22 protein-coding genes are annotated in these 22,870 nt (G+C 37.5%); 17 read left to right on the top strand and 5 right to left on the bottom strand.

Translation table 11 applies throughout. The features are described from left to right. Positions 1–69: 69 nt before the first annotated feature. Both IGL36_RS11435 and IGL36_RS11430 read right to left on the bottom strand, forming a co-directional pair. Positions 70–669: a TVP38/TMEM64 family protein gene (locus tag IGL36_RS11435; RefSeq protein ID WP_002355114.1), complete on the bottom strand. Its 600-nt coding sequence runs from the start codon at positions 667–669 to the stop codon at positions 70–72. Further along, positions 662–3,226 (bottom strand): YfhO family protein, encoded by a 2,565-nt coding sequence (locus IGL36_RS11430; RefSeq protein ID WP_002397640.1) that lies wholly within the window; start codon positions 3,224–3,226, stop codon positions 662–664. The genes IGL36_RS11435 and IGL36_RS11430 overlap by 8 nt, the downstream gene beginning before the upstream one ends. A gap of 248 nt (positions 3,227–3,474) precedes the next feature. Between IGL36_RS11430 and IGL36_RS11425 the strand changes: the two genes are divergently transcribed. From IGL36_RS11425 to IGL36_RS11410, 4 genes are all read left to right on the top strand, one after another. Then, entirely contained in the window at positions 3,475–4,797 is a 1,323-nt protein-coding gene (locus tag IGL36_RS11425) for a bifunctional folylpolyglutamate synthase/dihydrofolate synthase (protein WP_002355117.1), read from the top strand. After that, positions 4,781–5,440 carry an HAD family hydrolase gene (locus IGL36_RS11420; RefSeq protein ID WP_002390719.1) on the top strand — a complete coding sequence of 220 codons (660 nt, stop codon included), beginning with the start codon at positions 4,781–4,783 and terminating at the stop codon, positions 5,438–5,440. Before IGL36_RS11425 ends, IGL36_RS11420 begins: the two co-directional genes overlap by 17 nt. 55 nt (positions 5,441–5,495) lie before the next feature. Beyond that, a complete protein-coding gene (gene radC / locus IGL36_RS11415; RefSeq protein ID WP_002365188.1) occupies positions 5,496–6,194 on the top strand; it encodes a RadC family protein in 699 nt (232 codons plus the stop codon). A gap of 153 nt (positions 6,195–6,347) precedes the next feature. Next, a complete protein-coding gene (locus IGL36_RS11410; protein ID WP_002355121.1) occupies positions 6,348–6,548 on the top strand; it encodes a cold-shock protein in 201 nt (66 codons plus the stop codon). A gap of 105 nt (positions 6,549–6,653) precedes the next feature. Here the strand turns inward: IGL36_RS11410 and rnjA are convergent, their stop codons facing one another. The 3 genes from rnjA to IGL36_RS11395 form a co-directional block, all read right to left on the bottom strand. Then, a complete protein-coding gene (gene rnjA / locus IGL36_RS11405) occupies positions 6,654–8,339 on the bottom strand; it encodes a ribonuclease J1 (RefSeq protein WP_002355122.1) in 1,686 nt (561 codons plus the stop codon). Between the two features lies 1 nt (position 8,340). Next, a complete protein-coding gene (locus IGL36_RS11400) occupies positions 8,341–8,553 on the bottom strand; it encodes a DNA-directed RNA polymerase subunit epsilon (RefSeq protein ID WP_002355123.1) in 213 nt (70 codons plus the stop codon). Between the two features lie 305 nt (positions 8,554–8,858). Next, the gene (locus tag IGL36_RS11395) at positions 8,859–9,245 is read right to left on the bottom strand and encodes a YbaN family protein (protein ID WP_002355126.1); all 387 of its coding nucleotides are present in this window, start codon (positions 9,243–9,245) and stop codon (positions 8,859–8,861) included. Positions 9,246–9,473: 228 nt separating this feature from the next. On the opposite strand from IGL36_RS11395, the gene efrA reads away from it, so the two are divergent. From efrA to IGL36_RS11330, 13 genes are all read left to right on the top strand, one after another. Then, a complete protein-coding gene (gene efrA, locus IGL36_RS11390; protein WP_010717186.1) occupies positions 9,474–11,201 on the top strand; it encodes a multidrug efflux ABC transporter subunit EfrA in 1,728 nt (575 codons plus the stop codon). Further along, entirely contained in the window at positions 11,198–12,967 is a 1,770-nt protein-coding gene (gene efrB, locus IGL36_RS11385) for a multidrug efflux ABC transporter subunit EfrB (RefSeq protein ID WP_002397643.1), read from the top strand. Before efrA ends, efrB begins: the two co-directional genes overlap by 4 nt. Positions 12,968–13,209: 242 nt before the next feature. Then, on the top strand, positions 13,210–13,701 hold the full coding sequence (locus IGL36_RS11380) for a gamma carbonic anhydrase family protein (protein WP_002355129.1): 492 nt from the start codon (positions 13,210–13,212) through the stop codon (positions 13,699–13,701). A 13-nt stretch (positions 13,702–13,714) separates the two neighbouring features. Beyond that, a complete protein-coding gene (gene wecB / locus IGL36_RS11375) occupies positions 13,715–14,866 on the top strand; it encodes a non-hydrolyzing UDP-N-acetylglucosamine 2-epimerase (protein ID WP_002402063.1) in 1,152 nt (383 codons plus the stop codon). Between the two features lie 74 nt (positions 14,867–14,940). Next, positions 14,941–15,618: an HAD family hydrolase gene (locus IGL36_RS11370; protein WP_025189665.1), complete on the top strand. Its 678-nt coding sequence runs from the start codon at positions 14,941–14,943 to the stop codon at positions 15,616–15,618. A 207-nt stretch (positions 15,619–15,825) separates the two neighbouring features. Further along, positions 15,826–17,211 (top strand): endolytic transglycosylase MltG, encoded by a 1,386-nt coding sequence (mltG, locus tag IGL36_RS11365; RefSeq protein ID WP_002397646.1) that lies wholly within the window; start codon positions 15,826–15,828, stop codon positions 17,209–17,211. Between the two features lie 260 nt (positions 17,212–17,471). Beyond that, complete coding sequence (greA, locus tag IGL36_RS11360) at positions 17,472–17,951, top strand: transcription elongation factor GreA (protein ID WP_002355133.1); 480 nt, start codon at positions 17,472–17,474, stop codon at positions 17,949–17,951. A 150-nt stretch (positions 17,952–18,101) separates the two neighbouring features. Further along, positions 18,102–18,833: a cell wall-active antibiotics response protein LiaF gene (gene liaF / locus IGL36_RS11355; protein WP_002381168.1), complete on the top strand. Its 732-nt coding sequence runs from the start codon at positions 18,102–18,104 to the stop codon at positions 18,831–18,833. Continuing rightward, complete coding sequence (locus IGL36_RS11350; protein WP_002365182.1) at positions 18,830–19,933, top strand: sensor histidine kinase; 1,104 nt, start codon at positions 18,830–18,832, stop codon at positions 19,931–19,933. The genes liaF and IGL36_RS11350 overlap by 4 nt, the downstream gene beginning before the upstream one ends. Next, the gene (locus tag IGL36_RS11345) at positions 19,908–20,540 is read left to right on the top strand and encodes a response regulator (RefSeq protein WP_002355137.1); all 633 of its coding nucleotides are present in this window, start codon (positions 19,908–19,910) and stop codon (positions 20,538–20,540) included. The genes IGL36_RS11350 and IGL36_RS11345 overlap by 26 nt, the downstream gene beginning before the upstream one ends. A 103-nt stretch (positions 20,541–20,643) precedes the next feature. Further along, positions 20,644–21,309 (top strand): potassium channel family protein, encoded by a 666-nt coding sequence (locus tag IGL36_RS11340; RefSeq protein ID WP_002355139.1) that lies wholly within the window; start codon positions 20,644–20,646, stop codon positions 21,307–21,309. A 54-nt stretch (positions 21,310–21,363) separates the two neighbouring features. Further along, positions 21,364–21,693, top strand: a complete 330-nt coding sequence (locus IGL36_RS11335; protein WP_002355140.1) for a HesB/YadR/YfhF family protein — start codon at positions 21,364–21,366, stop codon at positions 21,691–21,693. A gap of 203 nt (positions 21,694–21,896) precedes the next feature. Further along, positions 21,897–22,835 (top strand): glycosyltransferase family 2 protein, encoded by a 939-nt coding sequence (locus IGL36_RS11330; RefSeq protein WP_002365181.1) that lies wholly within the window; start codon positions 21,897–21,899, stop codon positions 22,833–22,835. The last annotated feature ends 35 nt before the right edge of the window (positions 22,836–22,870 follow it).

Here is a 22,870-nt window from a genome sequence, read left to right as displayed (position 1 = left end):
AAAAACCTCCAAAAGTTAGATTTCTAGGTCTAACTTTTGGGGGTCGGCTCAGGTTTTGTTGTCTTTTTGTTATAATTTGCCAAATAATTGAAACAAATACAACATTAAATAGCTGTAAGTAGCCACAGACCAGAATTTCAATAAAAGAACAATTTTCATGAATTCCTTTAAAGAAATATCTGTAATTCCCGCCACTAAACAAACAATATCATCTGGAGCGAAGGGGACTAACATAGTAAAGATTAAAAGCTTTTTGACATTGTGTTCATTTTTGTCTAAAATCTCTTCAAATTTTTTGTATTTATTGGGTGAAAGGATTATTTTTACAAAGCTACGTCCATAGTAACGAACTAGTAAAAAGCCAATAAACTCACCAATAATCAATCCAAGATAGCTATACAAAAGTCCTTGCAAATTGCCAAACATCAACATTCCTGCAACAGAAGAGATTCCTCCAGGTAGAATAGGGATAATCACTTGGACGATTTGTAAAAGAATGAAACACAGAACCGCATAGTTACCAAACTGTTTAATAAAAGCTTGCAAGGAAGCAACAGAATGAAAAATTCCTCTGGAATATCCCCATAAAATTAAGCCGAAGAAAAGCACCAGTCCAACTAGGGGTAACCACCGAATGAGTCCATTTAAAAATTTTTTCTGATTAGTCATGAGTGGCCTCCTGACGTTTTCGACGGTATTTTTTAAAGCCAAGATAACCAGCCGTTCCCAGTAAAATCGTTCCGCTGACGGCAGTGCCGAGATAAATCATTCTTGGATGATAGGCAAAGGTTAACTGCTGTTTGCCAGCTGGAACTTCAACAGCTAAAAAGCCACCTAGAATGCGTTGTGTTTTTAAGGGTTCTTTTTGTAGCGACGATTTGACTTGCCAATCTTGGTCATAAGGAATGGACGTATACAGTAACTGAGTATCATTTCCAGGTACATTCAGTGCGCCATTTAAATGGCCTTTTTTAGTTGCATTCACGTGAAGAGCTTGTTGGCGTAATTTGTCAACCGCACGATTAAAGGCTGTTTGGTCTAAAGTTTGAAGTTGCCAATTGGTTAAATCAACCACTTGTTCAGCAGTTAGTGACAGGGTCACGGTAGTTCCTTTTTCAAAATGCCCTAAATTGAACAGTTGATTGGTTGCAATATAAATCGGCGTCGAGATAACTTGTTGGTTTACCTTCAATTGTGTAACCTTTTTCCATTTTAAATTCGGAATATAAAGATGCAAGTCACCAGTGCTATTCACTTTAAAGGTTGCTTCAATTGTTTCGTTGGTATGATGAGGTTCATTTATCAACGAAGCTGTTTTAAAGTAAGGTTTATCCGTCGGCATGAGCGTTTGCAGGAGTTCTTCTTGGGCATCTAAAGGATTATTTTTTGCTAATTTTAACTTGGTTAATGCGGTTGGCGCCAAAAAGCCCATACCGATCGCTTCATCATTTTCCATGATTTTCGTGGAACCAACTGTTTTTAGCAATTTTTCACTCGTAGGTTTTTCAATTGGTAAAAAGTCATATTTCACATTTAAAAGTAAATTAGTTAGTTGTGAATTATCCACATAAGCAATCCGGCGATCATTTTTTCGATATAAACCTAGCGCACTTAATGTGTCTTGGGTAGTGGCAGTTAAAGTCGAAGTATAGCTAGAAACGCCAGCATAGCCATAAAGTAAAGGATTATTGTAGCCGTTATTGATTTCACGGAACCCTGTTTCTTTGGAAGGAATGACTTGTTTCATGCGATAAAGTTCTGGTGCTGAGGCCATTTTTTCATCGATTAATTGGCTGTGTTTTCGGTAATCTTGGGCAAATGTTGCTTGGCTACCAAAGGGCATGTGTTTAAAAGAAATCCAGAAATTCGTTGTTAATTCTGTGCTGACCAGTAAGAATAAAGCCACGACTACATAGTTTCTTAAGGCCTTTTTGTGCGCTAAACGCAAGCAAAAGAAAATCAACCAGATAAAAAGTAAACTTAGCCATAAATAATTGATTGAAATTAAGAGATTCTTTTGTGGACCATAATACAAAGATCCGTAGCCAATGACTAACAGCAGACTAAAAATAATAGGTGCGGACCAAGGAATGGTCACTTTTTTTAGCCAAACTTCATAGGCAAAGACAATCAATAAAAAGCTAAAGATAAAGACATTTCGGTAAGGGAAACCAGCTGGGCTTTGAAACATGTGCCAGACAGTGTTAAAGGCTTCTAACCAAAAGCTTAAAAAGAGAATGAATAAAAGAATCGCTGAAGCTATTCTTTCTTTTAACGCAATTTGTTTCGTTTGAAAATAGGCAACACAGAGGAGTGTCACAAATAATCCAGCAAAAACGGTTGGTAAATGGTCTAAACGCAACTCATAATTAATAGAACCTAAGCCTAATTGCGAGAAGAACGAAGTGTTGAACTTAGGCGTTAAAAAGAACGTCGAGACATCAAAATCTGCTTTTTTTGTATAGAGCATCCCTTCTGCTGCAGGTAATAATAAAAAGCTAGTTGCGGTTCCTGTTAAAAAAGAAACGAGGATGAATAACGGACTTTGTTTAAAAAATTGCCGAATAGCATGGGCTTGGGTATTCTTTTTAAAGAACCAATAGATACTGTACAAAACAGCAAAGAGACAAATCATATAACCCATGTAGTAATTCGTCACAATCGCTAAAAACAGGGTGATACTGTATAAGCCCCATTTGCGTTGATCCCATAAACGTTGGAGTCCCAATAAGATAAGCGGGAATAGAATCAGTGCATCCAACCACATAAAGTTTTGGCTATAGACGGTGACAAAGCCACAGAAACTATAGGACGTTGAAAAAAGTAACGTGGTGCCATCAACTTTTTGATAGGTGTATTTTAAATAGCTAAACATCGTAGTGCCCATCAAGGCAAGTTTTAAGGTAATAATCCATAAAATTGCTATAGGTAATTGTTCATAAGGAAAAAAGAAAGCCAACACATTAAAAGGGCTCAGTAAGTAATAGGCTGCCAAAGGAACAATCGACTCACCAATCTCATTGGAAAAAGAGTAGAATGTAGTTATTCCCTCGTGAAAAGAGCGTTTTAAAAAACTCAAGAAAGGCATGTATTGCGTGCCTAAATCACTAACTAATAAGTTGTTGTCACCAAAAGGCGCAAGTTGTAATGTCATCCATACAAGCAACAGAAGTAAAAACGGCAAGAAAAAACTTCCTAACCATAAAAGCTTCGATTTGTTTTTCATCAAAATAAGTCCACCTTTATAAAAAAATCATGAATAAGCGTGTTGAACGCTCTAAAAATAGTTTTTAATTGGCTGGCTGGAACGAACCATCCAGAATGTTAGTTTACCATAAGTTCATTAATGTATCCGCTAATAACGCAAAATTATGAAAAATACAAAAAGTTTTCAAGAAAAAGTTTCAATTGGTTATTAGTGAAAAAGTCACCTAACTTAGTTATAATGTAGAAGAAGACAAGGAGTTGGACAAGATGCAATTAACAATAGAAGAAGCCATTGAATGGATTCATAGCCGGTTACCCTTTGGTTCAAGACCTGGTTTGGATCGGATTAATGCGTTATTAGAAAAAATTGATCATCCAGAAAACAAAGTGCCAACGATTCATATCGCAGGAACCAATGGTAAAGGCTCAACCGTGACATATTTACGCTGTCTATTAGAAGAAATGGGCTTGAAAGTCGGAACCTTTACCTCTCCTTATATTGAATCATTTAATGAAAGAATTGCGATAAATGGTCAACCAATTTCAGACGAACAATTGATTACCTATGTGGAAAAGTATCAACCAATCATTAAAGAATTAGACCAGATCACTGAAGTGGCTGGAATTACAGAATTCGAAACATTGACAGGAATGGCCTTGGACTATTTCGTGAATGAACAAGTGGATATCGCAGTTGTTGAAGTTGGCTTAGGTGGATTACTTGATAGCACCAATGTCGTGAAGCCATTATTGACGGGAATTACGACAATTGGGAAGGATCACACAGAAATTTTAGGTGAAACAATTGCTGAAATTGCCTATCAAAAAGCGGGTATTATTAAAGAAAAAGTCCCAGTAGTAACAGGCAATATTTGTGCTGATGCGCTAGCAGTCATTGAAAAAGTCGCACAAGAAAAACAGAGTCCAATTTTTCGTTTTGGCAAAGAGTATCAAGTGGAATATCTACATCCTGACACACAATGGGGGGAAGTATTTAATTTCTATGGAGAAATGGGCAAACTGACAAAGATTAAAGTTCCCTTGTTGGGGCGTCACCAAGTAGAAAACGCGGCGGTAGCTATTCAATTATTTGACAAGTATTGCCAACTACAACATTTGCCGTTTAAAGAACGAGACATTACTCAAGGGTTAGCTAAAGCGCAATGGCCAGCTCGAATGGAACGTCTTAGTGATGAACCGTTGATTGTTTTAGATGGTGCCCACAATGATCATGCAGTAAAACGCTTAGTTGAAAACTTGCGCAAAGAGTTTCCACAACACACGATTCATATTTTATTTTCAGCTTTAGCAACTAAAGATGTGGATGAGATGATTCAGGACTTAAAGCAAGTACCGAATGCGCATCTTTACTTAACTAGCTTTGATTACCCTAAAGCTATTGCACTTACAGAAATGGAAAAATATGAAGACGATTTAACAGAAATTGTGTCTTTATGGCAATTTGGCTTAGGCGAAATTTTAGAAAAAATGTCGACAGATGATTTATTATTAGTAACAGGTTCATTATATTTTGTTTCTCAAGTAAGAGAATTACTTTTAACTATAGGAGGAAATGATGAAGAAATTTGATGGCGTAATTTTTGATATGGATGGGTTGCTTTTTGATACGGAGTTGATTTACTATACATCTACTCAAAAAGTAGCAGATGCAATGGGGTTACCATATAGTAAAGAAGTCTATTTAGACTATGTTGGGATTTCTGATGAAGAAGTACAAGAGAATTACCGACGTATTTATGCATCCTATGGTCATGACACAGTGGAAGAATTTATCCGCCGTTCTTATGATGATACCCTGCAAGAGTTTCGATCTGGTAACGTACCTTTAAAACCAGGGGTGGTGGAATTCCTCGACTTTTTAGATGATCAAAAAATTCCTCGATTAGTTGCTTCAAGTAACGTCCGTCCAGCAATTGAAATGTTATTAAGCCATGCTGGGATTCAGGATCGTTTTGTAGGAATTGTTTCAGCAGAGGATGTTAAACGAGCAAAACCGGACCCAGAAATTTTTCAAAAAGCTCGTCAACTTTTAGGAACAGAAGCCCCGAAAACCTTGATTTTCGAAGACTCATTTCATGGGGTAAGTGCGGCTCATAGTGCGGGCATTCCAGTGATCATGGTACCTGATTTATTGCAACCAACTGAAGTTATCCAAGAGAAAACATTATATGTCTTGGAGAGTTTACATCAAGCGCCGCATTATTTAAAATAATAAAAACAACACTCCTTTGCGTAGTTTATTAATGACTAGCAAAGGAGGTTTTTTTATGCAAGTATCGGATCTGTTTATTCGCGAGATGCCGAGTGATTGTTTACCACGAGAACGGCTCTTAGCGATAGGAGAAAAAGCATTATCGAATCAAGAGTTGTTGGCGATTCTGTTACGAACTGGCTCAAAAGAAGCAGACGTGATGACTGTTGCCGCAACGCTGTTAAAACAGTTTAAGCAGCTTTCTTATTTGCAACAAGCCACGTTGAACGAGTTAATGGCTATTAAAGGCATTGGCCAAGTGAAAGCCATTGAATTACGTGCGGCCATTGAATTAGGGTGTCGAATTTATCAAAGTAGTCAAATCAAATTTGGCAAAGTTACGTCCAGTCAACAAGTCGCTCAACGATTACTCCAAGAGATGAAGGGGCTGCAACAAGAACATTTAATTTGTATTTACTTGAACACCAAGAATGACATTATCCAACAGAAAACGATTTTCAAAGGATCACTGAATCAAAGTATTGCTCATCCACGCGAAATTTTTCGGGAAGCGGTTAAATATTCTTCTGCTCGCATACTATTAGCTCATAATCATCCATCTGGCAATCCGACACCGTCTCCACAAGATATTCAATTTACCAAACGAATGGAAGAATGTGGCGAAATGATGGGGATTCAATTGTTGGATCATATTATTGTTGGTGATAGCGGATACATTAGTTTGAGAGAAGAGAATTTTTTTGCTTCAGAATGAGGACAATTCTTGCAAAAATATTTTATCACGTGTAAAATGAAAGGGTAATCTTGTTTGGAATTATGTAGACTTTTTAAATTTTTTTAAATATTCTATTGGAAGCGAGCAAAGTTACGACTATTTATGTGCAAATGCACGAGGAGGAACAAAAGAATGGAACAAGGAACAGTAAAATGGTTTAACGCAGAAAAAGGTTTTGGGTTTATCTCACGCGAAGACGGAAGCGACGTATTCGTACACTTCTCAGCTATCCAAGGTGATGGTTTCAAAACTTTAGAAGAAGGTCAAGCAGTGACTTTTGATGTTGAAGATTCAGACCGTGGCCCTCAAGCAGTTAACGTAGAAAAAAACTAATAAAAAATAATCCAAAAACACCTAACATGCGTTAGGTGTTTTTTTGTTAGAAAAAATAGAGAAGAAAAATGGACAAGCATTTTTCTTCTCTATTAAATGAGAGCTTTATTGATCACTAACTGTGGCAGTCATAATCATTGGCAGAATCATTGGATGACGTTCTGTTTGTTCAAACAAGAAAGGCTGTAAAGCGGTCGTCATGGCTTCGCCTAATTTTGCTTCGGTACAGTTTTTATCTTTCATTGCTTCACGTAGAGCATTGAATAAAAGACGTTGGCCTTCATGAATCATATCACCAGACTCACGCATGTAGACAAAACCACGGGAAAGAATGTCTGGACCAGCCATAATTTCTTTATTTTTAATATCAACTGTTGCTACCGCTAAAACTAAACCTTCTTCAGATAAGATACGACGATCCCGTAAAACAACATTCCCGATATCACCGACACCATTTCCATCAACGTACACGTCATTAGCGTTGAAGTGACCAGCAGGGCGTGCGCTATCAGCCGTTAAAGCTAAGACATCGCCGTTGCCCATGATAAAGCAATTTTCTTCAGGAACCCCTGTATCTTGAGCGAGCGAAGCATGGATTTTTAACATTCTAAATTCACCATGAACAGGCATGAAATATTTAGGCTTCATCAAACGAAGCATTAATTTTTGCTCTTCTTGTCCACCGTGACCAGAAGTATGGATATTATTGATTTTTCCGTGGATAACTTCTGCACCGGCTTCAGATAATAAGTTGATTAAACGGTTAACGCTTGTCGTATTCCCAGGAATTGGTGAACTTGAGAAAACAACCGTATCGCCTGGTTGAATACTAATTTGGCGATGTGTACCGTTAGCAATCCGACTAAGCGCGGCCATAGGTTCTCCTTGAGAGCCAGTACATAAAATCATTGTTTCATTTGCTGGCAATTGATTCAGTTCCGCCGCATCGACAAACGTTCCTTTTGGCACTTTGATGTAGCCTAAGCGTTCGCCATTGACAATGGCATTTTCCATGCTACGACCAAAAACAGCAATTTTGCGACCGGTTTTCACGGCTGCATCAGCAGCTTGTTGTAAACGGAAAATGTTTGAAGCAAAACTGGCAAAGATAATCCGACCATCAATTTTTTCAAAGATTTTTAAAATAGAGGTCCCAATTGTTTTTTCGGATTTTGTAAAGGTGGGTATTTCAGCATTGGTACTGTCTGAAAGAAGACAAAGGACGCCTTCTTCACCTAATTTCGCCATTCTGTGCAAGTTAGCTGGCTCGCCAACGGGTGTAAAGTCAAACTTAAAGTCACCTGTTGCGACAATGTTACCAGAAGGCGTTTTAACCACAACGCCCAAGGCATCAGGAATACTGTGAGTCGTCCGGAAAAAGCTAATCGCTGTTTTTCTAAAACGAATCACTGTATCTTCATTAATTTCGTGTAATTCCGCTTCTCGCAATAAACCATGTTCATCTAGTTTGTTGGTAATTAAAGCCAAGGCTAGTGGTCCCGCATAGATTGGGATATTCGCTTGACGTAAAAGATAAGGAACGCCACCAATATGGTCTTCATGACCGTGGGTAATAACGAGTGCTTTGACTTTATGCAAATTTTGAACGATGTAGCTATAATCTGGAATCACGTAGTCAATCCCAAGTAAATCATCTTCTGGGAATTTGATCCCAGCATCAATAATGATAATTTCATCTTGGAATTGTACCCCATATGTGTTTTTTCCAATTTCGCCTAAACCACCGATTGCAAAAACGCCAGTTTCGTTATTTTTTATGTTTACTTTCATGTTAAAACTCCGTTAGAGTGAAGTCCGCATGTTCTTGCTCGTAAGCAAGATGTTTTTCGTCTAATAATTGAACGTATTCGATATTGTATGGGGTATTTTCTTCAACTAATTGGCGCACGATTACATCGCTATCGGCTTCCATGTAAAGAGATTTTGTGTCTTCTCTTTTTGGGTTTCTGATTTTTGTTTCTTGATAGTATACTTTGTAAATCATCGATTCATTTCTCCTTCAGCTACTAATAGTAGCAATTTATAGTTTTTTTCATTTTAAGACAGAAAATTAAACACAACAAAACGAGGTGCTGATCACCTAAAAAAGAATGCTCATCAAAAACATCTGTTAATGATGAAATGAAGCCTCGACTTTGCTTCATTCTGGGTATTTGATTTTATGTGTTCTTTTTTCAACCGTCCCGTGTGTTGTGAATAACAACAATTAAGCTTATTTTATCATAGAATGATAAGGAAGTATAGAAACACTCACTGGACTTTTAAAAAAAACAAACTTCTTGTTTCACCTTATTCTTGATCAAGTTCGAGTGCCTTTTTTTTAGGACGCCAATACCAACTTAAGCCGATCACGTGGGCTAAATAAACAATCGCTAAAGTCGTAGTCATCAACGTATTTCGGACAATTAAACACGGAATGGCAAATAAAAGAAACATGGAAATAAATAGTTTCCATTTACCTTTACGAGTAATTTTTTTCTCAAAGAAGGCTTCTTGGATATATTTTTGATAATAAGAAGAAGCTAAAAATTTGTTATAAAGTTTATCTGAACTACGCATCCAAAAAAAGGCCGTTAATAAATAAAAACCAGTGGTGGGTAAAAGCGGCAAAAAGATTCCTAACGTGCCTAAAGCAAACGTACAGGAACCGAGAAAAATGAAGAATAATTTTTTCATTCAAAGGGTCCTTTCAGTTTTTCCCAATTATGGCACAATCAAAAGGAAGTAGCAATTTTAATCGTATAAGTAAATCATTAAAATTATCTATTTTTTAGAAAATCTAAAAGAGAAAGGATAGAAAGAGAAAGGCTGTTTTTTCTAGCCAGACAGCTTGTATTACCGATTTCTTTTTGATACAGTGGGGGTACTAGAAAATTTAAAGTAAGATAAGAAGGAGATGATTAATTGAAGTTAATGTGGCGTTACACAATGCGTTATAAGAAATTACTTTTTGCTGATTTTATTTGTGTGTTTGGTTTTATTTTGATTGAATTAGGCTTGCCGACCATTTTAGCGCGAATGATTGACAAAGGAATTATTCCTAAAGATATGGACTATATTTATCAGCAAGGGATTTGGATGGTTGTAATTACGATTATTGGTGTCGCAATGAATATTTTGCTGGGGTACTTTGGTGCCAGAATTACAACAAACATTGTTCGTGATATTCGTGATGATTTATTTGAAAAGATTCAAACTTTCTCACACAGTGAATATGAAAGTATTGGGGTTTCTTCCTTAATTACGCGAACTACCAATGATGCATACCAAATTATGCTCTTCATGGGAAATATTTTACGTCTTGGCTTTATGACGCCAGTGATGTTTATTGCCAGTCTTTACATGGTGATGCGAACGAGTCCGTCGTTAGGAATGTACGTTTTAGGTGCCTTACCTTTTCTGCTGTTAGCAGTTGTCGGAATTGCTCGTTTGTCAGAACCGTTATCTAAAAAGCAACAAAAGAACTTAGATGGAATCAATGGGATTTTAAGAGAAAATCTTTCTGGATTGCGGGTAATACGCGCATTTGTTAATGAAAAATTTGAAGAATCTCGTTTTAATAAAGTTAATGAAACTTACACTAAAAGTTCAAAAAGCCTGTTTCGTTTAATGGCAGCAGCCCAACCAGGGTTCTTTTTCTTATTTAATATTGTAATGGTCTTAATCATTTGGAGCGGGACTGTTCAAATCAGCCATGGGGATTTAGAAGTTGGGAATTTAATTGCTTTTATTGAATATATTTTTCATGCGCTGTTCTCGTTTATGTTATTTGCCAGTGTCTTTATGATGTATCCACGGGCTGCGGTTTCGGCTTCACGGATTCAAGAAGCCTTAGATATGGAACCAGCTATTCGTGAAGAAGAAGGCGTAACAGAAACAGCTACTAAAGGCTATCTAGAGTTTAAAAATGTAACCTTTGCCTATCCTGGACATGCGGAAAGCCCAGTTATCCGCAATGTAAGTTTTAAGGCATCACCTGGTGAAACAGTGGCCTTTATTGGGAGCACAGGTAGTGGAAAATCAACATTAATTCAATTGATTCCACGGTTTTATGATGTATCAGAAGGTGAAATTTTAATCGATGGAGTGAATGTAAAAGAGTACCAACTTAGTGCATTACGCAATAAGATCGGCTATATTCCACAAAAAGCGTTACTTTTTACTGGTACAATTGCTGATAACCTTCGCTACGGTAAGGAAGATGCGACGTTAGAAGAAATGGAACGAGCAATTGACATTGCTCAAGCTACAGAATTTGTTTCACAAAAACCGCAAGGCTATGATGAACCTCTTTCAGAAGGTGGCACGAACTTTTCTGGTGGTCAAAAACAACGTTTAGCTATCGCACGGGCGATTATTCGCAATCCGGAAATTTATATATTTGATGATAGTTTTTCTGCGTTAGATTATCAAACAGATGCAAATTTACGAGCGCGTCTGAAAAAAGAAACAACAGAATCCACTGTTTTAATTGTGGCACAACGTGTTGGAACAATTATGCATGCGGACCGCATTGTTGTTTTAAACGAAGGCGACGTGGTCGGAATTGGCACACATCGTGAATTACTTGAGACTTGTCCAATTTACTATGATATTGCGGCTTCTCAATTGTCAGAGGAGGAATTAGCATGAAACACGCCTTTTCTTCTATGAAACGAATCGGTCGCTATATTAAACCGTACCGAGTGACGTTTTATTTAGTTATTTTATTTACAATATTAACCGTTGCCTTTAATGCAGCGTTGCCTTATTTGACTGGATTACCAACGACAGAAATTAGCCGTAATATTGCGGCTGGCGAATCCATTAATTTTGATTATGTAATCCAATGTTTAATTTGGATTTTAGTTGTGGGAACAGGTTATTGTGTGGCACAATTTTTGTCAGGCTTTTTAATGACGAATGTCGTTCAACAATCCATGCGCGATTTACGTCGCGATATTGAAGAAAAAATCAATCGTTTGCCAGTTTCTTATTTTGATAAGAACCAACAAGGAAATATTTTGTCACGGGTGACGAACGATGTGGATGCTGTCAGCAATGCGATGCAACAAAGTTTTATCAATATTGTTTCAGCAGTCTTAGGTATTGTGATGGCGGTAGTAATGATGTTCTTAATCAATCCGCTGATGGCGATTTTTTCAGTGATTATGATTCCGTTGTCTCTGATTATTTCAAGAACAATTGTTAAAATCTCCCAGAAATATTTCCAAGGAATGCAAAATTCTTTAGGAGACTTAAATGGTTATGTCCAAGAAAATATGACTGGGTTCAGTGTTTTAAAACTATATGGTCGGGAAAAAGAAACCCTTGAAGGCTTTAAACAAGTTAATCATCGTTTAAATGGTTTTGGTTTCAAAGCATCCTTTATCTCAGGATTAATGTTGCCATTGGTTCAGATGACCGCTTATGGGACCTATATCGGGGTAGCTGTCCTTGGTAGTTACTATGTGGTTGCTGGTGTGATCGTAGTGGGGCAATTACAAGCGTTTATTCAATATATTTGGCAAATTAGCCAACCAATGGGGAATATTACGCAGTTGTCTGCAGCTTTACAAAGCGCTTCAGCTTCGACCATGCGGATTTTTGAAATCCTAGATGAACCAGAAGAAGAACTTAACGAACAAGATGTTCCTTTACCAGAACCTATTTTAGGCTCTGTTGAATTTGAAAATGTCAGCTTTAGTTATGACCCAGAAAAACCGTTAATTCGTAATTTGAACTTTAAAGTTGATGCGGGCCAAATGGTTGCGATTGTGGGACCAACTGGCGCTGGGAAAACAACCTTAATCAACTTACTGATGCGTTTTTATGATGTAACGGAAGGCGCCATTAAAATTGATGGTATTGACACGAAAAAAATGAACCGTAGTGATGTCCGTTCTGTATTTGGAATGGTATTGCAAGATGCTTGGTTGTATAAAGGTACCATTGCAGATAATATTCGTTTTGGGAAGTTGGATGCCACGGATTATGAAGTTGTGGATGCAGCGAAAACGGCCAATGTGGATCACTTCATTCGGACAATGCCAGACGGGTATGAAATGGAAATCAATTCTGAGGGAGATAACGTTTCCCTTGGTCAAAAACAATTGTTGACCATTGCCCGAGCGGTAATTTCTGATCCGAAAATTTTGATTTTAGATGAGGCGACTAGTTCAGTCGATACACGCTTGGAAGCCTTAATTCAAAAAGCAATGGATCGTGTTATGGAAGGACGAACGAGTTTCGTTATTGCCCACCGCCTATCAACTATTCGTGAAGCTGATTTAATTCTTGTTATGAAACAAGGAAAAATCATTGAAAAAGGTACGCATCATGAGTTGCTGAAACAAGGTGGCTTCTATGAAAAACTATACAATAGTCAATTTGCTGAAGAAGGCGACTATGAGGAATAAAAAGAGGTCGGGACAGAAGCGTTTAACTCCGAGAAATAAGAAGGAATTTCCGAAAATTGTTCTGTAATTTTTGGAGAATTCCGGCTTATTTCCGAAGGAGTTGCTTTTGTTCCCGCCGTTTATCAGTTTTTGAGCGTGGAGCAAAAATCCAAAGTGATTTTTGTCCCACGCTCTTTTCTTGTCTTTTTTACTATGAAAGTGAGGAATTCTTGTCTATACTTAATGAAAAGAGGTGACAGAGTTTGAAAAAAGAATATTTTATTGCTGCTAGTGCAGATGTCTATGGAAACGTACAACTAGCGAAGGATAGTAATATTTGGTTTCAGTCGGTCTTAAGAGGTGACAGTAACACAATTACCATTGGTGAAGGTAGTAATATTCAAGATGGCACGATTATTCATGTTGATGAAGATGCCCCGACAATTGTAGGCAAGTATGTAACGGTGGGCCATCAATGCATGTTACACGGTTGTAAAATCGGTGATGGTGCTTTGATTGGCATGGGTTCAACCATTCTAAATAACGCCATTATTGGAGAAAACAGCCTGATTGGTGCGGGCTCTTTAGTGACAGAAGGCAAAATTATCCCGCCAAATGTTTTAGCATTTGGTCGACCAGCGAAGGTTATCCGTCCGTTAACGGCAGCAGAAATAGCTAGTAATCATACGAACGCCTTACATTATATTCAACGAGCAGAAGAATTTCGCCAACAAAAATACCCGAAACTAACATAGAATTAGGAGGAAAATGATGAAGAAAATTAAAGTAATGACGGTTTTTGGAACACGGCCAGAAGCAATCAAAATGGCTCCCTTAATCAAAGTTTTAGAAGAGCAAAGTCAAGGATTTGACTCTGTAGTAGTCGTAACAGCGCAACATCGCCAAATGTTGGATCAAGTGTTAGAAGATTTTCAAATTACACCGAATCATGATTTAAATATCATGAAAGATGGGCAAACCTTAACAGATATTACAAGTCGTGTTTTGAATTTATTAACTGAGGTTCTTGTGACAGAACAGCCGGATATTGTCTTGGTTCATGGCGATACAACCACGTCATTTGCGGCTGCATTGGCTGCTTTTTATCAACAGATTCCGGTGGGACATGTGGAAGCAGGATTACGGACCTGGCAAAAATATTCTCCGTTTCCGGAAGAAATGAATCGTCAACTGGTAGATGTGTTAACTGATATTTATTTTGCCCCAACCACTCAAAGTAAGGACAATTTAATCAAAGAAAATCATCCAGAAGAACATATTTATGTAACTGGCAATACAGCGATTGACGCGATGGCGTACACTGTTGATGCCCACTATCAAAATGATTTATTGGAAAAAATCCCTACAGACCAGCGCATCGTGCTAATTACAATGCATCGTCGTGAAAATTTAGGCCTGCCAATGGCAAATGTGTTTAAAGCTGTTCGTCGACTTGTAATGGAACATCCAGAAATTGAAGTCATTTTCCCTATGCACAAAAATCCCAAAGTCCGTGAAATAGTAGCGGAACACTTAGGTGAATTAGCTCGTGTGCATTTAATTGAACCATTGGACGTCAAAGATTTTCAAAATTTTGCAGCGAAAAGTGCGTTAATTTTAACTGATTCTGGCGGTGTGCAAGAAGAAGCTCCTTCCTTAGGTGTGCCAGTTTTAGTTTTACGAGATACAACAGAACGTCCAGAAGGCGTAGCGGCAGGAACATTGAAATTGGTTGGTACAGACGAACAAGTAGTCTATCAAGAGGCGAAAACATTATTGACTGATTCTGATGCTTACCACGCGATGGCGCATGCACAAAATCCGTATGGGGATGGTCAAGCTAGCCGTCGAATCGTTGAAGCCATTGCCTATGAAATGCAGCAATCAGATAAAAAACCAGATACGTTTACAGCAAAATAAATAAAAAGGCAGAGAAGCGCTGAAAAATGTGCTTCTTTTGCGTATCTTATTTTGAAGAATCAATTAGACAAAAAATGCTAGAAAGTAGTGAAGTGAAGATGTATCAAACGATTTTATTTGATTTAGATGGCACAATTACGGATTCTGGTAGCGGCATTATGCGTTCTATTTTGTACGCAACAGAACAATTAGGCTGGCCAGCTCCTAGCGAGGAGACGTTACGTTCTTTCATAGGGCCGCCTTTATATGAGTCATTTTTGCACATGGCGCCTTCAGCTGAAGCAGCGCAACAAGCCGTGGGTCATTATCGAGCGTATTATCAGAGAAAAGGTATGTTTGAAAACCATGTGTATCCAGGGATTCCAGAAGTGTTAACAAGGTTAAAGGAAGCGGGAGCAAAGTTATACATTGCGACTTCCAAGCCAGAAGAATTTGCTAAAAAGATTATTACTCATTTTGATTTAGATCGTTATTTTACAGGCATCTATGGAGCGAGTATGGACGGTCATCGTTCTAAAAAAGCAGATGTGATTCAGTATGCATTAACGGAAGCTCAATTAGATCCAACCAAAGAAGCGATTATCATGGTTGGTGATCGTAATCATGACATTCTTGGTGCTCAAAAAAATGGCTTAGATAGTATAGGTGTCTTGTATGGATTTGGTGAAGAAACAGAATTACAAGAGGCGGGAGCAACATTCCTAGTACAATCGCCTAAAGACTTAGGTGCTATTTTGCTACAAAATTCTTAATAGAAAATGGATTTTCGATAAATTTAGGAGGATTTTAAGATTTATTATCGTTTCAATAGAAAAGCGCCATCATAGGCTTTAAACGTTGTCAATGATGAATTTTTTATCGGGGAATGACGGTCTTTTTATTAAAAACATTTAATTTTAAAGAGGTTTCATGTATAATAGTTTCAGTCATAAACGATAGAATAGTAAGGAGGGTTAGTTTTGGCTAATGATAACCAAAATAACCAAGATCCCAAATCTTCGCTTAGAGATCAAGTAACTGGGTCTTTAAAAGGTAGAAATGATGGCGATCAACCTGATTCCTCTGAAAAAAATGATAGGTCTCCCCAACCTTCATCTGATGAATCACAAGAAACAGCGAGCCGCACAACACAAACACGTGCAGGTTCTAGAGCTGCTCGAAGACGTGGGAAAGACAAGGCAACACAGACAGTTGAAGAGCCAACCCCGATTGAAACAGACGAAAAGCCAACAAATACAAAAAAACAAACACGTAAAAAAGAAGATCGTTTAGTCGGTCGTATCGTGTTAATTGTAGTTTCTGTATTGGTTTTAATGATGGCAATCTTTGGGTTTACTTTTTATAAATATGTAGATGCTGGGCTACAGCCACTAGACAAGAACAATAAGAAGCTTGTTCAAGTGCATATCCCAGAAGGATCTTCTAATAAGCAAATTGCTGCGGTTTTAGAAGAAAGCAACGTCATTAAAAGCGGAATGGTTTTTAACTACTACGTAAAATTTAAAAACTTAACAGATTTTCAAGCGGGCTATTATCAAATGTCTCCAAGCATGACACTCGATGAAATTGGTGAAATGCTAAAAGAAGGAGGCACGCCAGAACCAACTAAAATCGCAGATGGCAAAGTAACGATTCCTGAAGGCTACGATATAGATAAAATTGGCGAAGCTATTGAAAAAAATACAGATTTCAAGAAAGCAGATTTCATTGCATTAATGAAAAACGAAGACTTCTTCAATCAAATGAAGGCTAAGTATCCTGATTTACTTGAAAGTGCTGCAACCGCAGAAGGTGTTCGTTATCGCTTAGAAGGCTATTTGTTCCCGGCAACTTATGATTACTACAAAAAAGCAACACTTCCTGAATTTGTCGAACAGATGGTTGCTAAAATGAACACAGTAATGGAACAATATACGCCGACAATTCATGCAAAGAATTTAACCAATCAGCAAGTTTTAACGTTAGCTTCATTGGTTGAAAAAGAAGGAGTCAAAGAAGCAGACCGCAAACAAATTGCGCAAGTATTCTTTAACCGCTTGGCTGCCGATATGCCAATCCAATCAGATATTTCTATTTTGTATGCTCTAGGAGAACACAAAGAAACTGTAACGTATGCTGACTTGGAAGTGGACTCGTCTTATAACTTGTATAAAAATACTGGTTATGGACCAGGACCATTAGATAGCCCAAGTGAGGAGTCAATTAAAGCAGTCTTGAATCCGACACCAAGTGACTATTTATACTTTGTAGCAGATATTTCTACAGGAAAAGTCTACTTCTCAAAAACATATGAAGAACATCAAGTATTAGTAGATCAGTATGTCAATAATTCAAGTAGTGAATAAAATGAAAACATAAAAGAGCTTGGTGAATCAATTTTGTATGATTCACCAAGCTTTTAGATACTCAAAAAGTAATCTGTTTAACAGAGGGAAAGAGTAGCAACTAGAAATTTATATAAATAAAATTTAGCAAAATCACAAAAATTCAATAATTATATTTACAATTTAGAAAAAGCGTGGTACTCTTTTGTGGATTGAAAGCGGAATTTTTTTCAATAACCAACCAAGAACTACGTATCGTTAAGCGAAAAAGGAGAATTAACATGGTAGAAAAAGTATATCCAATGACTCTTGAAGGAAAAGAAAAATTAGAACAAGAGCTAGAAGAATTAAAAACAATTAAACGTAAAGAAATCGTAGAGCGTATTAAAATCGCTCGTAGCTTTGGGGATCTTTCAGAGAACTCAGAGTATGAATCAGCTAAAGATGAACAAGCTTTCGTTGAAGGACGTATTACAACGTTAGAAAATATGATTCGTTTTGCAGAAATCATCGATAATGATGGCGTGGACCAAGACGAAGTTTCCATCGGTAAAACAGTTACTTTCCAAGAATTGCCTGATGGAGAAGAAGAGGAATACACAATCGTAGGAAGTGCCGAAGCCGATCCATTTTCTGGTAAAATTTCTAACGATTCACCGATTGCGCAAGCCTTAATTGGTAAACAATTAGGCGACCAAGTGATTATTGCAACACCTGGTGGCGACATGACAGTTAAAATTACAAAAGTTGAAGCAAACTAAATAATTGAGTAGGGCAGGCAGCTTCCAAGGCCTGTCCTTTCGCAATCTAGGACATTTAGGGCTAAAGTCCTATGGTAACCTGAGGCGCAAACCACTATGATTAAATAAAATAAACGAGTAAAATAAATGACAGAGGGAGGAGGCAAATCTATGAATAACCCTTGGCGCTTTTTTATCGTCGCAGAAGCATTACTTTTTATTCTGGCGTTATGGCAAATTGTACATAATCCTGGATTAGCTGTTTTATTAACAATTGGCGTTTTACTTGTGGCCTACGTTTCCAGGAAAGCATCTAAAACACATTTTAACAACTTTCAATTCGTCCTCGGCGTTGTTTTTATTGTCATTGGTGCAATGAACAGCACGGCTGTTTGGTTTATGTTGATTTTTGGCGTACTCTTTATCGGCTTAAAAGGCTTTGAGATTTCAGGCGTGGATATAGCTGAGCGAGCACCTTGGCGAAAAAAACAAATGATTATGGTGGAGACGGCGGCAAAAGAACCTAAAAATGGCAAACGATTTAAACGCCGCTGGTTTGCCAACGAACGCATTGGTAACAATATCTATGAATGGGACGATATCAATATTGATTTAATCTCTGGGGACACCATTATTGATTTAGGTAATACGTTACTACCGAAAGAAGACAATATTATTATTATTCGTAAAGGTTTTGGCCGCACGCGAATTCTAGTGCCGTTAGGTGTAGCTATTTTGTTAGAACATTCAACTTTTTACGGAACGGTACGTTTTGAAGAAGAAAAATATCAATTGAAAAACGAATCATTAAAAATTTACAGCAATGATTATGATACCAATCTTCGTCGTTTGAAAATTATGACGAACACTTTAGTAGGAGATGTTGAGGTGATCCGTGTATGACCGATCGGATTTCAAGACGCATGATTTCATTATATGCGTCCCTTAGCACCTTTATTGTTATCTTAATTACATTGTTTTCATATTTTCATTCGATTAAACAAAACCGGTGGTTATTAGAGCTTCTTCAGAGAAAAGTCTTTTATTTACCACTAATTGTGCACATTGTTCTCATATCCTTACTAATAGGCTTATTGACCTTTTTACTGATTTCATTGGTTCAAAAAGGGCAATATGGACGGATTGAAGAAAAACTTCGGTTATTGGCCAACGGTAATTACGAAAGTCCAGTCTTAAACAAACCAACGACCAGTGAAAATCAAGACCATTATCTAACCGAAGTCGAACAAGATATTTGGTCGATTAAAAATAAATTATTAGAGATGTCTAAAGAATTGCAATTATTAAACAGTCGACCGCAATTAATGGATGGGCAAACAAAAGAAGAAATTTTAGAGAACGAGCGGCATCGTTTGGCGCGGGAGTTGCATGATTCAGTCAGTCAACAACTTTTTGCAGCCATGATGATGTTGTCTGCCTTAAATGAACAAGCACAACGAACAGAAACCCCGGAACCATATCGTAAACAACTAGCCATGGTGGCAGAAATCATTAATGCCTCCCAATCGGAAATGCGCGCGCTACTATTGCACTTGCGTCCTATCAGTCTAGAAGGAAAAAGTTTGCGTAAAGGTATTGAACAATTACTGAAAGAACTACAAACAAAAATTAAAATTGAATTGATTTGGGATGTTGAAGATGTTCATTTAAATAGCAGCATTGAGGATCATCTTTTCCGAATTGTGCAGGAGTTACTTTCAAATACCTTAAGACATGCCAAAGCAAAGGAATTAGAGGTATACTTACACCAAGTCGATAAAAACGTGTTATTGCGTATTGTTGATGATGGTGTCGGCTTTGATATGAAGGAACAAAGTAATAAAGCCGGTAGTTATGGCTTAAATAATATTCGAGAACGTGTTGTCGGCATGGGCGGTACAGTTAAAATTATTAGTTTTAAAGGGCAGGGAACCAGCGTTGAAATTAAAGTTCCTGTCATAAAGGAGGAAACTGCAAGTGATCAAAGTAATGTTAGTGGATGACCATGAAATGGTCCGTTTAGGCGTTTCATCATATTTATCTATTCAAGAGGATATAGAAGTCGTAGGCGAAGCAGAAAATGGTAAGATTGGCTATGAAAAAGCATTGGAACTACGTCCAGATGTTATTTTGATGGATTTGGTAATGGAAGAAATGGACGGCATTGATTCAACAAAAGCGATCTTGAAAGATTGGCCAGAAGCCAAGATTATTATTGTGACGAGTTTTATTGATGATGAAAAAGTGTATCCGGCGATTGAAGCTGGTGCAGCGGGCTACCTATTAAAAACATCAACAGCACATGAGATTGCTGATGCAATTCGGGCGACTTATCGCGGAGAGCGTGTGTTGGAACCTGAAGTGACACATAAGATGATGGAACGGTTAACAAAAAAACAAGAGCCGGTGTTGCACGAAGATTTGACAAACCGGGAACACGAAATTTTAATGTTGATTGCACAAGGTAAAAGTAATCAGGAAATAGCTGATGAACTCTTTATCACTTTGAAAACAGTTAAAACACATGTTTCAAACATTTTAGCAAAACTAGATGTGGATGATCGGACCCAAGCGGCGATTTATGCTTTTCAACATGGTTTAGCCAAATAAATATCAGATAAATCCATAAATAAATTCTAGGAAATCCTTCTAGGAATTTATTTATGGATTTGTTATACTAATTTTAACGAACAGACAGGAGCGGTCAGAAGAAATGAAACAAAATTTTGCAATTATTGGTTTAGGACGTTTTGGCGGCAGCATATGCCAAACTTTGGTGGAAGCTGGTCAAGAAGTTTTGGCCATTGACAGCAGTGAAGACCGTGTCAATGAATATATGAATATTGCAACGCATGCAGTGGTGGCTAACGCCCAAGATGAAATGACGTTGCGTTCTTTAGGAATTCGGAATTTTGATCACGTAGTGGTGGCAATTGGTGAAGATATTCAAGCGAGTATTTTAGTGACACTAATGGTTAAAGAGATGGGAGTTCCCAATGTCTTGGCCAAAGCAGTCAATGAATATCATGCCCGTGTCTTAGATAAAATTGGGGCAGACATGGTCGTTCACCCAGAGCGGGATATGGGTATTCGAATTGCTCACAAACTTGTTTCACGCAATATTTTAGATTATATTGAATTATCTAGCGAATTTTCATTAGCTGAGGTTCGGGTCACCAATCCTAAATTTTACAATAAAACCTTAGCAGAATTAAATTTCCGTCAGCGATTTGGTTTAACTGTGGTAGCGATCCGCCGCTCGAAAACAGAAGTAATTGCTTCGCCAGATGCTTCTGAAATTGTTCGAGAAAACGACAATTTATTAGTTATCGGTGATACCGCAGACGTTGATTTATTAGATGAAAAAATGAATGGCTAAGCACTTTATTCTCTAAAAGCACTGCGCTGTGCTACAATAAATGGCGACAGAGATGTGAAGGAGGAACAAAGAATGAAATTAGAAGTGACACCGAAAGCCCAACAATGGTTTAAAGAAGAAACCGGGGTTCAGCCTGAGACAGGCATTCGTTTTTTCGGAAAAATTTACGGAAAAACACCTGTTCATGATGGTTTTTCCATTGCGATGTCTGTAGAAGCGCCAGATGAGCCAATGATTAAAGAGAACCTAGATGGGATTACCTATTTTATTGAAGAAACAGATGATTGGTTCTTTAAAGGGTATGATTTGATTGTTGATTATGATGAAAAGAATGATGAACCGCGTTATCAATTTGAAGCAAACCAAGAAGATTTAACAAAATAATTTTAGTGCTAAACAAAAGAGGCTGAAGTAGTGCGTAGGACTATTTCTGTTGCTTTCGTTTAACCGCTAGTCAGCCTGAGAAAAAATCGTTTTGGATTTTTTCTCAGGTTCTTTCTATTTAAGTTATTTTTAGTTGGATATCGTTATTTAATAAGGCTATTATATGGTATAATGATAATTAACTGAAGTGTGGAGGAAATAAAATGTTATCAATTGTTGTCCCTTGTTATAATGAGGAAGCAGCGATTCCGCTGTTTTTTGAAGAAGTAGAAAAAATTAGCCAGCAACTGTCTCATTCAGTAGAATATATATTTGTGAATGATGGCTCAAAAGATAAGACGTTAGCTGTTTTAAGACAGCTTTATCGCGAACATCCAGAGAAGGTCCGTTATCTTTCTTTTTCACGAAATTTTGGGAAAGAAGCAGGCTTATACGCTGGTTTAAAAGAAGCAACAGGTGACTTAGTGACAGTCATGGACGTTGATTTACAAGACCCGCCTGAGTTATTACCTCAAATGATTGAGATGATTGAAACCAGTGCAGATTTAGATTGTGTTGGCACACGACGCATAACAAGAGACGGCGAACCGCCCATTCGTAGCTTTTTTGCACGGATGTTCTATAAACTCATTAATCGAATTGCTGAGACGGAAATGGTGGATGGTGCCCGTGACTTCCGTGTCATGACCCGACAAATGGTCGATGCGATTTTAGAGTTATCTGAGTATAATCGTTTTTCAAAAGGGATTTTTAGTTGGGTCGGCTTTAAAACAGAATATATTGAATTTAAAAATCGAGAACGAATTGCTGGAGAAACCTCTTGGTCTTTCTGGAGTCTATTAAGTTATTCAATTGACGGGATTGTCAATTTTTCGGAAACACCATTGAATATTGCTTCATACGTTGGCGCCTTTTCGTGTATTGGTTCTGCACTAGCAATGTTAGTGATTATCTTTCGAACATTAGTTAATGGTGATCCAACGAGCGGCTGGCCTTCAATGGTTTGTATTGTACTTTTTGTAGGTGGTTTGCAACTATTATGTTTAGGAATTATTGGCAAATATATCGGCAAAATTTTCTTAGAAACGAAAAAACGACCAATTTATATTGTAAAGGAATCAGAAAAAGATTCTAAAAAATAACCAAAAAAGCAGAGAAAAATTCTCTGTTTTTTTGT

It is taken from the genome of Enterococcus sp. AZ011 (genome assembly GCF_050548355.1).
Classification (GTDB): Bacteria; Bacillota; Bacilli; order Lactobacillales; family Enterococcaceae; genus Enterococcus; species Enterococcus faecalis.
This window is presented reverse-complemented; position numbering and strand designations above follow the sequence as displayed.

Excerpts from the sequence above, each read along its gene's own strand:
- IGL36_RS11430 (WP_002397640.1), bottom strand. The coding sequence starts at position 3,226 with ATGAAAAACAAATCGAAGCTTTTATGGTTAGGAAGTTTTTTCTTGCCG.
- IGL36_RS11340 (WP_002355139.1), top strand. The coding sequence starts at position 20,644 with ATGAAACAAAATTTTGCAATTATTGGTTTAGGACGTTTTGGCGGCAGC.
- radC (WP_002365188.1), top strand. The coding sequence starts at position 5,496 with ATGCAAGTATCGGATCTGTTTATTCGCGAGATGCCGAGTGATTGTTTA.
- IGL36_RS11435 (WP_002355114.1), bottom strand. The coding sequence starts at position 669 with ATGACTAATCAGAAAAAATTTTTAAATGGACTCATTCGGTGGTTACCC.
- rnjA (WP_002355122.1), bottom strand. The coding sequence starts at position 8,339 with ATGAAAGTAAACATAAAAAATAACGAAACTGGCGTTTTTGCAATCGGT.
- IGL36_RS11425 (WP_002355117.1), top strand. The coding sequence starts at position 3,475 with ATGCAATTAACAATAGAAGAAGCCATTGAATGGATTCATAGCCGGTTA.
- IGL36_RS11330 (WP_002365181.1), top strand. The coding sequence starts at position 21,897 with ATGTTATCAATTGTTGTCCCTTGTTATAATGAGGAAGCAGCGATTCCG.
- IGL36_RS11410 (WP_002355121.1), top strand. The coding sequence starts at position 6,348 with ATGGAACAAGGAACAGTAAAATGGTTTAACGCAGAAAAAGGTTTTGGG.
- efrB (WP_002397643.1), top strand. The coding sequence starts at position 11,198 with ATGAAACACGCCTTTTCTTCTATGAAACGAATCGGTCGCTATATTAAA.
- IGL36_RS11395 (WP_002355126.1), bottom strand. The coding sequence starts at position 9,245 with ATGAAAAAATTATTCTTCATTTTTCTCGGTTCCTGTACGTTTGCTTTA.
- greA (WP_002355133.1), top strand. The coding sequence starts at position 17,472 with ATGGTAGAAAAAGTATATCCAATGACTCTTGAAGGAAAAGAAAAATTA.
- IGL36_RS11420 (WP_002390719.1), top strand. The coding sequence starts at position 4,781 with ATGATGAAGAAATTTGATGGCGTAATTTTTGATATGGATGGGTTGCTT.
- IGL36_RS11350 (WP_002365182.1), top strand. The coding sequence starts at position 18,830 with ATGACCGATCGGATTTCAAGACGCATGATTTCATTATATGCGTCCCTT.
- wecB (WP_002402063.1), top strand. The coding sequence starts at position 13,715 with ATGATGAAGAAAATTAAAGTAATGACGGTTTTTGGAACACGGCCAGAA.
- liaF (WP_002381168.1), top strand. The coding sequence starts at position 18,102 with ATGAATAACCCTTGGCGCTTTTTTATCGTCGCAGAAGCATTACTTTTT.
- IGL36_RS11370 (WP_025189665.1), top strand. The coding sequence starts at position 14,941 with ATGCTAGAAAGTAGTGAAGTGAAGATGTATCAAACGATTTTATTTGAT.
- IGL36_RS11400 (WP_002355123.1), bottom strand. The coding sequence starts at position 8,553 with ATGATTTACAAAGTATACTATCAAGAAACAAAAATCAGAAACCCAAAA.